Source organism: Candidatus Methylomirabilota bacterium (genome assembly GCA_036005065.1).
GTDB lineage: Bacteria > Methylomirabilota > Methylomirabilia > Rokubacteriales > DASRDR01 > DASYQW01.
On sequence record DASYQW010000005.1, the window covers coordinates 1 to 9,126 of the forward strand.

Consider the following 9,126-nt stretch of genomic DNA (forward strand, 5'->3'; position numbering starts at 1 on the left):
CGTGCCTCCCTGGTCCTCGGACGTCAACAATGCCTCGCTCGTCTTGCGGGTGGAGTGGGGTCTGGCCACGGTGCTGCTGACGGGCGACGCCGAGCGGCCGGCCGAGACGGATCTCCTGGCCGCGAGGCTGCCGCTGGGAGCGGCCCTCCTCAAAGTCGGCCATCACGGGAGCCGGTACGCCTCGTCGGTTCCCTTTCTAGCTGGCGTCGGGCCACGGCTGGCCTTGATCTCGGTCGGGGCGCGGAATGCCTTCGGGCACCCGACCCCGGCCGCGCTGGGTCGCCTGGCCGCCGCGGGCGCCCGGATCTATCGAACGGACTACGACGGCGCGGTCGAGGTCGGAAGCGACGGGGACCGGCTCTGGGTGCGCCGATGGGCGAATCTCCGGGCGGCGCCGGAGGAGGTGTTGCTCCGCGGCGCCCCGTAACTGGAACCGCCCGGATCAAGGCGACGGTCCGGGCGCCCCTGTTCTGTGGCGCGGACCGGCGAAGCGGCCAGGGCCCGGCCCCGGCCGGCTCGGTGGGATCCTGGCCGGCTCAGAACGTCGAGCGCGTCGGGGTGACCACCAGGTCGCGGATGCACAGATGGGCCGGCAGCCGGTAGCAGTAGTCACATGCGCGAAGCGCCTCCCCGCCGGTGGCTGCTCGGAGTGGACGATGCCGTGGTCGGCGGTTGTGTGCCGGCGGCCGGGCCATGGGCCCGGGACCCCTCACGAACCCTGGCGCGGAAGTCGGCGGGTCGCGGCGCCGGTCGGGGCCGGGTCAGGCTTCGAAGGCGCGCTCGTGCTGCGCCTTGAGTCGCTCGAGCTCGGCGGGGTCGAGTCGCATCCCGAGAGAGAGCCCCATCTCACCGAGGATCGATTTGATCTCGTTGAGCGACTTCTTGCCGAAGTTCTTGGTCTTCAGGAGCTCGGCCTCGCTCTTCTGCACGAGATCGGCGATCGTCCGGATGTTGGCCGTCTTGAGGCAGTTGTAGGCCCGCACGGACAGCTCGAGCTCGTCGACGCTCCGAAACAGGTTTTCGTTGAGCTCGACCTTCTCGACCTCGGCCGCCACCTCCTCGTCCGGCTCCAGTCCGGTGGGGAAGCGGCAGAGCAGGTTGAAATGGTCCTCGAGGATCAGCGCGGCCTCTCCGACGGCGTCCTCCGGCGAGACGCTGGCGTTGGTCCAGATCTCGATCACGAGCCGCTCGGACCCCGGATGGCGCTTGGCGGGCTCGACGTCGAAGTTCACCCGGCGAACCGGCGAGAAGTCGGCGTCCAGCAGCAGGACGTTCACCGGCAAGCCCTCGAGCTCGCGCTTCTCGGCAGGCACGTAGCCGCGGCCCTTCTCGACCTGGACCTCCATGGCGAGGACGCCGTCGCGGTCGAGCGTGGCCAGCGGCTGGTCGGGGTTCAGCACCTCGATGTCGGCATCCGTCTGGAAGTCCGACGCCTTCACGACGCCAGGGCCGGTCGCCCGGAGCTGGATCAGGCGACTCCGCTCCCCGTGGAGCTTGAACACGACCTTCCGGATGTTGTTCAGCACGTCGAGGGTGTCTTCCATCATTCCCGGAAGGAACGAGAACTCGTGCAGGACGTTCTCGATCTTGACCCACGTCGGCGCGGCGCCCTCGATCGAGGAGAGGAGGACCCGGCGGAACGCGTTGCCGATGGTGAGCGCGAAGCCAAGCTCGAAGGGCTCGACCACGAACTTCCCGTGCTCGGCCTGGACCTCCTGCCACTCGTGCTTGCGGGGGAGCTGGAGCGTCGTCATGCAACCTCCTCTGTCCTCGGCTGGTCGGAGTAGGAGACGAACGTTCATTATAGCCTGGGAGGTCGCTTCATGGAAGGGCTTGGTTGACACGCGGGACAGCGCTCTCTAGAATCAAGCGTGATTCCGGCATTCGGCCACGCTCGGGCGACCGGGTAGAGGGTTGGCGGACAGCCGCGGCCCTCGCCGGCGACGTGGCGTACCCGATGGAGCGAGAACCGACGCCCCCCACGGAGCACCGCCGGCCGCGGCGCCGGCGGGCCATTCTCTTCGTCGCGGCGCTCCTCTTCGTCCTCGGCGCGATCGAGGTCGGACGCGCCCTCGTCCCGCCTCCGGCCCTCCGGGCCGGCGCCCGGACGGTGGAGATCCCGCCCCAGCATGGCCTCCTCGACATCGCGCGAATCCTGTCCGAGGAGGGCGTGATCCGGAGCCGCGTGGCGTTCGTCGGCCTCGCGGTCCTGCGCGGGACGGCGCGATCGCTGAAGGCGGGGGAGTACGAGATCCCCCAGGGCGCCACCGTCTTGACCACCCTCGAGCTCCTCGAGGTGGGAAAGGTCAAGCCGCACCTGATCGTCGTCCCGGAGGGCTTCACGGTGCGGGAGCTGGCGCGACAGCTCGAGACGGAGGGAATCGCTCCCGCGGCGGATGTCCTGAGCGTGGCCCAGAGCCCGTCCTTCGCCCAGAACCTCGGGATCGAGGCTGACGGGGTCGAGGGCTACCTCTTCCCCGATACCTATCGGGTGACCAAAGGGATGCGCGTCGAGGAGGTTCTGGGCCGGATGGTGCATCGCTTCCGCGAGAAGGTGGCGACTCCTGACGTCCTGACGCGGGCCGCGGCGCGAGGGCTGACGCTCCACGAGCTCCTCACGCTCGCCTCGATCATCGAGAAGGAGACGGGCGTCCCCGAGGAGCGCTCCCTCATCGCCGGGGTCTTCTGGAACCGTCTCCAGCGCGACATGCCGCTCCAGGCCGATCCCACGGTGGCCTATGCGGTCGGCAAGGACGGCCGGGCGCCGACGCGGGAGGACCTCCAGATCGATCATCCGTTCAACACGTATCGGAACCGGGGGCTGCCGCCCGGCCCGATCGGCAACCCCGGGCGGGCGTCGGTCGAGGCCGCCCTCGAGCCCGCCAAAGTACCTTATCTCTACTTCGTCTCGATCGACGACCGCCGGCATCAGTTCTCGGCGACACTCGAGGAGCACAACCACGCGGTCGCCCGTTATCGCCAGAGTCGCGGCCGTCCCGGCGCCCTTTGACCCTTGCGTCGCCTAGTTGACGGTGCTATAAACCCACGTGGACCGCATCCCGATGAGCCAGACCCACGGGCAGACGCCGTCCACCTCGCCGTCCGCCCCGGTCGCCCCACCGGAGGCGCTCCCCGCCCTCTACGCGGGCCTCCGCTATCTCCTCCGGCCGATGCTCCGGCGCTTCTTCGACTTCCGCGTGGCCGGCCTCGAGCACATCCCGCGCTCCGGCCCCTTCATCGTCGCCGCCAATCATGTCAACTATCTCGACGGCGTCCTCCTCGGCGTCGCCTTGCCGCGGAAGATCGTGTTCCTGGTGATGCCGCGCGTCTATCGCGCCACTCCGCTCCATCCCTACTTCCACCGGCACGTGGGCTCGATCCCGATCGAGCTCGCGCGGCCCGACCCCGGGGCCATCCGGCGCGCCCTGCGTGTCCTGGAAAGAGGCGGCGTGGTCGGGATCTTCCCCGAGGGGCCCTTCAGCCGCAACGGCGGGCTGGTGCGCGGTCAGGCGGGCGTGGCCCTGGTCGCGCTCCGGGCGGGCGTGCCCGTGGTGCCGGCGGCGATCACCGGCACGTTCCAGGCGCTCGCGGCGCGGCCCTGGCACATCCCGCGTCCGGTCCCGCTTCGGGTCCGCTTCGGCCGGGCGCTCCGGTTCACGCCCTTCACGCGCCCGCGGCTCACCCAGACCGTGCGCGAGGACGTGACGAGCCGGATCATGGCGGAGATTGCCGCGCTCCTCGCCGACGAACAGCGCGGCCTGGGCCGCGTGCCGGGACCGGTTGGCGCGCCGTGACGGCGGCCGGTCCGCCCGGGACGCCGTGGGGGGGACGATTCACCGCGCCGCCCGACGCGACGGCCCAGGTCTTCACCGCCTCCCTGCCCTTCGATCATCGGCTGTGGTCGGTCGACATCCAGGGGAGCGAGGCCTGGGCGCGCGCCCTGGCCCAGGGCGGTGTGCTCTCGGCGGTCGAGCTCGAGCGAATCCTGGACGGTCTCGCGGCAGTCCGCAGCGAGCTCGCCGCCGGGACGTTCCCGTTCCGCCTCGAGCTGGAAGACATCCACATGAACATCGAACGCCGGCTCACCGAGAAGATCGGGCCGGTGGGCGGTAAGCTCCACACCGGCCGCTCGCGCAACGACCAGATCGCGCTCGACATGCGGCTGTGGCTCCGGTCGGAGATCGATGCGATCCAGGGGGCGCTCCGGGACCTCCAGGCCGCCCTTCTCACCCAGGCCGAGCAGCACCGCGACTGCCCCATGCCCGGCTACACGCATCTCCAGCGTGCCCAGCCCATTCTGGTGGCCCACCACCTGCTCGCCTACGTCTTCATGCTGCAGCGGGACCGCGGCCGATACGCGGACACGCGGCGCCGGCTCGACGTGCTGCCGCTCGGCGCGGGGGCGCTGGCCGGCACCACCGTCCCCGTCGATCGCCACGCGCTGGCCCGGGACCTCGGCTTCGCCGCCCCGAGCCCCAACAGCATGGACGCCGTCTCCGATCGCGACTTCGCCCTCGAGTTCCTCGCCGCCTCGGCCATCCTCGCCATGCACCTCTCCCGCCTGTGCGAGGAGATCGTCCTCTGGGCGTCCGCGGAGTTCGGCTTCGTCGACCTGCCCGATGCCTACGCGACCGGATCCTCGATCATGCCGCAGAAGAAGAACCCCGACATCGCCGAGCTGGTCCGCGGCAAGACCGGCCGTGTCTACGGGAACCTCATGCGCCTGCTGACGGTCATGAAGGGGCTGCCGCTCGCCTATCATTCCGACATGCAGGAGGACAAGGAGGGGTTCTTCGACGCGGCCGATACCGTGCGGGCATGCCTCGGCATCCTGGCGCCGCTGGTGCACGCGCTCCGCTTCCGTCGCGAGCGGCTCCGCGCGCTGGCCGGCGAAGGATACTCGACGGCGACCGACCTGGCCGACTACCTGGTGCGGAAGGGCGTGCCGTTCCGCGAGGCGCACGAGGTCGTGGGCAAGGCGGTGGCGCTCGCGCTCGAGCGCGGCATCGGGCTCCACGAGCTGCCGCTCGGGGAGCTGCACACCCTGTCGCCGCTCTTCGAGGTGGACTTCCGCGAGGCCGTCAGCGTCGAGGCGTCGCTGGCCGCGCGCCGGGCCTACGGGGGAACCGCCCCCGCCGCCGTCGAGCGGGAGCTGGTGGAGGCGCGCTCGCTCGTGGAGGCGCCGTGAGCCGCCCGGAGGTGGCGCGGTGAGCGGCCGCGCCCGGGCCGCGCTCATCCTCGGCCTCCTGCTGCCCCTGGCCCTGGCGGCCTGCGGTCGCCGCGGGCCGCCCGTCGCGCCCGAGCGGCGCCTTCCGGCGGCGATCCAGGACCTCTCGGCGGCGGTCGTCGGCGAGGGGGTGCGGCTCCAGTGGACACTGCCCCGCATCCGCGTCGACCGGGGGCCGATCCAGGAGCTGCGACGCACCGAGGTCTACCGGCGGCTCGAGCAGGACGGCGAGGAGACGCCGCGGCGGCCCGCCATCCTGACGTTCGGAGGGCTGTTCGGCCCGCCGGGGGCCGTGGCCGGCTTCGACCGCGTCGCCAACATCAGGCTGGCCGAGCCGGCGCCGGCGGAGGTCACGGGCAACCAGGTCACGTATACCGACACCCAGGGGCTCGGCTTCGGCGAGCGCTACACCTACGTGGTGCTCGCCATCGATGCCCAGGGGCGCCCGAGCCCTCCGTCGAACCGGGTGACCATCGACCGGGATGCCCCTCCGCGGCCGCCGGCTGCCGTGACCGCGCTGGCCGGCGACAGCGAGGTGCGCCTCAGCTGGCGGGTGCCCGAGACCCTCGAAGACGGCTCACGCCCACGGGGGCGAATCTTCTACAACGTATTTCGGACCACCTCGCCCGAAGCCCGTCCGACGAGTCCGGTCAATCCCGAGCCGATTCCCACGCCGAGCTACGTCGACCTCACGGCGCAGAACGACACGACATACTACTACTCGATCCGGGCGCTCCTGGGTGTCGGCGGCCCGACCAGCCGGCCCACCGAGGTGGTCGCGGCCACGCCGGAGGATCGGACCCCGCCGGCCCAGCCGCGAGGGCTGGTGGCGGTGCTGGCGCCGGGCGCCGTGCGGCTGGCCTGGGAGGCGGTGACCGATTCCGACCTGGGGGGCTACCGTGTCTATCGGAGCACGACGGCCGGACGCGGCTACCAGCCGCTCACCCCGGCCCCGCAATCGGCGACGACCTACGTCGATACCGACGTGCGTCCCGGCCAGACCTACTACTACGTGGTGACGGCCGTCGATCGCTCGCGCCGAGCCAACGAGTCCATCCCCTCGCCCGAGACCGCCGTTACACTGCCCTGACGGCGGGCAAGCCCGCGCTCGGAGCGCGCCGCGGGAGACGACCCCGGTCGAGCACGGGTGCCGGGTGACTCCGGCCCCACGCGCGTCCGGCTTGATTTGGGGTGACCCGCGTGCTACCGTCGCTCCAAAGCGATTCGGGCCGACGCATGGACACGTTCACCTATCAGGACGGACAGCTCTACTGCGAGGCGACGCCGCTCGAGGCGATCGCGGATTCGGTCGGGACTCCCGTCTACGTCTACTCGGCGGGGGCCATCCTGAGCACGTACGACGCCTACGAGCGGGCGCTGTCCAGCGTGCCGCACCTCTGCTGCTACGCCGTGAAGGCGAACATGAACCTCGCCATCCTGGCGCTCCTGGCGCGGGCGGGGGCCGGGGCCGACGTCGTCTCCGGCGGCGAGCTGTACCGGGCCCTCCGGGCGGGCTTCGAGCCGCAGCGGATCGTCTTCGCCGGCGTGGGGAAGACCCGGGAGGAGATCCGCGAGGGCCTGAAGGCCGACGTCCTCTGCTTCAACGTGGAGTCGGCGGCCGAGCTGGCGGCGGTCGACGAGGTGGCGCGGGCCGAAGGAACGCGGGCGCGAATCGCCGTCCGGGTGAATCCGGACATCGATCCCCAGACTCACCCGTACATCTCGACGGGCCTCAAGACCTCGAAGTTCGGCGTGCCGCACCGCGAGGCCCGTGACCTTTATCGCCGCGCGGCCGGGTTGCCGGGGATCGAGGTCGTCGGGATTCACATGCACATCGGCTCTCAGCTCACCAAGGTCACGCCCATCGCCGACGCGCTGGCGCGCGTGGCCGAGCTGATCGAAGGCCTCCGTCAGGACGGGATCACCCTCCGCTACCTCGACGTCGGCGGCGGGCTGGGCATCCGCTACCGCGACGAGAGCCCGCCGGGTCCGACCGACTACGTCCGGGCCCTCAAGCCGCTGCTCGAGCGGCTCGGGCTCACTGTCCTGCTCGAGCCGGGCCGCTCGGTGGTCGGCAACGCCGGGGTGCTCCTCACGCGCGTCCTCTACCGAAAGGCGACCGAGTGCCGCTTCCTCATCGTGGACGCGGCGATGAACGACCTGATCCGCCCGGCCCTCTACAACGCCCACCACGAGATCCGGCCGCTGGCGGAGCCGGCCGCCGGGACGCCCACCGAGGTCGTGGACGTCGTGGGCCCGATCTGCGAGTCGGGAGACTTCCTCGCCAAGGAGCGCCCCCTCCCGCCGGTCGGCGAAGGGGCGCTCCTGGCCATCCTGTCCGCGGGCGCGTATGGCTTCGCCATGGCCTCCAACTACAACGCCCGCCCCCGCGCGGCCGAGGTCCTCGTCCACGGCGACCGCTTCCAGGTGGTGCGGCGGCGCGAGACCTACGAGGACCTGATCGCCGGAGAGAGCACGTGGGCAGGGGCGTTGCCGTGAGGCGGTTACCGATCCGCGGCACGTTCACGCCCGGTCGGGCGGCCCGTGGGACAGCTTTCCGACCGGCGGCTTCGCCGCCGCAACCCCGGGGGGAGGTCTCGGAGGGAGGCACAGCCCCCCTCCGATGCAGCTACGAGGACCTGATTGCCGGAGAGAGCACGTGGACGGGGCCCCTGCCCTAGGGGTCCCCGCAGGAGCGACGCCCGAAGGGCCGCCGCCCCCGGCGCGTCGAGATCAGATGGAGATCGGAGGTTGACGATGCGACGCACGTTCCAGGGCTCGCTGGTCGCCATGGTGACGCCGTTCCGGGACGGAAAGGTCGACGAGACCAAGCTCCGCGAGCTCGTCGAGTTCCACGTCCAGCACGGCACGGACGGACTGGTGCCGTGCGGGACCACGGGCGAGTCGCCCACCCTCGGCCACGAGGAGCACAAGCGCGTCGTCGACATCGTCGTCAAGGCGGCCGGGGGCCGGATCGCGGTCATCGCCGGGACCGGCTCGAACTCGACGGCCGAGGCCATCGACATGACCGTCCACGCGGCCAAGGCCGGCGCCGATGGGGCGCTCCTCGTCTCGCCCTACTACAACCGGCCGACCCAGCCAGGCCTCTACGAGCACTTCCGGGCCATCGCCCAGGCCGCGCCGGAGCTCCCGCTGATCCTCTACAACATCCAGAGCCGGACCGCGGTCAACATCGAGACCGATACCCTCGCCCGATTGGCCAAGATCCCCAACATCGTGGGAGTCAAGGAAGCCTCGGGCAACCTGGACCAGATGACCTCGGTCGTCCTCGCCTGTGGTCCGGACTTCACGGTCGTCTCGGGTGACGACAGTCTCACGCTCCCGCTCATGGCGGTGGGTGGCCGTGGGGTGATCTCGGTGGTGGCGAACTTCCTGCCCCGGGAGGTGGCCGAGCTGACGCACGCCGCGCTCGACGGGGACTGGAAGCGCGCCCGGGAGCTGCACTGGAAGCTGTTCCCGATCTGCCGGGCCATGTTCATCGAGACCAACCCGATTCCGGTCAAGGAAGCCATGGCGATGCTCGGGATGATCCAGGCCGAGTGGCGGCTGCCGATGTGTCCGATGAGCGACGCCAACCGGGACCGGCTCCGGCAGGTGCTCAGCCAGGCCGGGGTCCTGAAGGGCTAGGGGTGTGTTGGAGTAATCCGGCGCCGACCACCGAGCGCGTGATGCATCGAGGAGTGCTCCGAGCGGCGGCTTCGCCGCCGCCACGACGGGGGGGCATCGGGGGGGTCTTACGAGACCCCCCCGAAATGACCTAGGGCTTGCTCAAGTCGTAGACCTTCCGGAGCTCGGGGTTGAGCACGGTCACCGGGAGCCCGGACGCCTTGAGCGCGGCTTCCATGTCGGCCGGCGTCGGCGCACCCGGAGGCGGCTGT

8 protein-coding genes are annotated in these 9,126 nt (G+C 71.0%); 7 read left to right on the forward strand and 1 reads right to left on the reverse strand.

Going from position 1 to position 9,126, the window contains the following annotated elements; genetic code table 11:
• On the forward strand, positions 1 to 427 hold a 427-nt coding region (locus VGW35_00200; GenBank protein ID HEV8306058.1), incomplete at its 5' end, for a hypothetical protein.
• A 334-nt stretch (positions 428 to 761) separates the two neighbouring features.
• On the opposite strand, the gene VGW35_00205 is transcribed toward VGW35_00200, so the two are convergent.
• Complete coding sequence (locus tag VGW35_00205) at positions 762 to 1,754, reverse strand: DNA-directed RNA polymerase subunit alpha (protein ID HEV8306059.1); 993 nt, start codon at positions 1,752 to 1,754, stop codon at positions 762 to 764.
• 203 nt (positions 1,755 to 1,957) lie between these two features.
• Between VGW35_00205 and mltG the strand changes: the two genes are divergently transcribed.
• The 6 genes from mltG to dapA all read left to right on the forward strand — a co-directional run bounded on the left by mltG (position 1,958) and on the right by dapA (position 8,875).
• Positions 1,958 to 3,010 carry an endolytic transglycosylase MltG gene (mltG, locus tag VGW35_00210; GenBank protein HEV8306060.1) on the forward strand — a complete coding sequence of 351 codons (1,053 nt, stop codon included), beginning with the start codon at positions 1,958 to 1,960 and terminating at the stop codon, positions 3,008 to 3,010.
• A gap of 52 nt (positions 3,011 to 3,062) precedes the next feature.
• A complete protein-coding gene (locus tag VGW35_00215) occupies positions 3,063 to 3,794 on the forward strand; it encodes a lysophospholipid acyltransferase family protein (protein HEV8306061.1) in 732 nt (243 codons plus the stop codon).
• On the forward strand, positions 3,791 to 5,188 hold the full coding sequence (gene argH, locus VGW35_00220; GenBank protein HEV8306062.1) for an argininosuccinate lyase: 1,398 nt from the start codon (positions 3,791 to 3,793) through the stop codon (positions 5,186 to 5,188). The genes VGW35_00215 and argH overlap by 4 nt, the downstream gene beginning before the upstream one ends.
• A 19-nt stretch (positions 5,189 to 5,207) precedes the next feature.
• Positions 5,208 to 6,317 carry a hypothetical protein gene (locus VGW35_00225; GenBank protein ID HEV8306063.1) on the forward strand — a complete coding sequence of 370 codons (1,110 nt, stop codon included), beginning with the start codon at positions 5,208 to 5,210 and terminating at the stop codon, positions 6,315 to 6,317.
• A 146-nt stretch (positions 6,318 to 6,463) separates the two neighbouring features.
• Positions 6,464 to 7,726: a diaminopimelate decarboxylase gene (gene lysA / locus VGW35_00230; protein HEV8306064.1), complete on the forward strand. Its 1,263-nt coding sequence runs from the start codon at positions 6,464 to 6,466 to the stop codon at positions 7,724 to 7,726.
• Between the two features lie 258 nt (positions 7,727 to 7,984).
• The gene (dapA, locus tag VGW35_00235) at positions 7,985 to 8,875 is read left to right on the forward strand and encodes a 4-hydroxy-tetrahydrodipicolinate synthase (GenBank protein ID HEV8306065.1); all 891 of its coding nucleotides are present in this window, start codon (positions 7,985 to 7,987) and stop codon (positions 8,873 to 8,875) included.
• Positions 8,876 to 9,126: the final 251 nt, after the last annotated feature.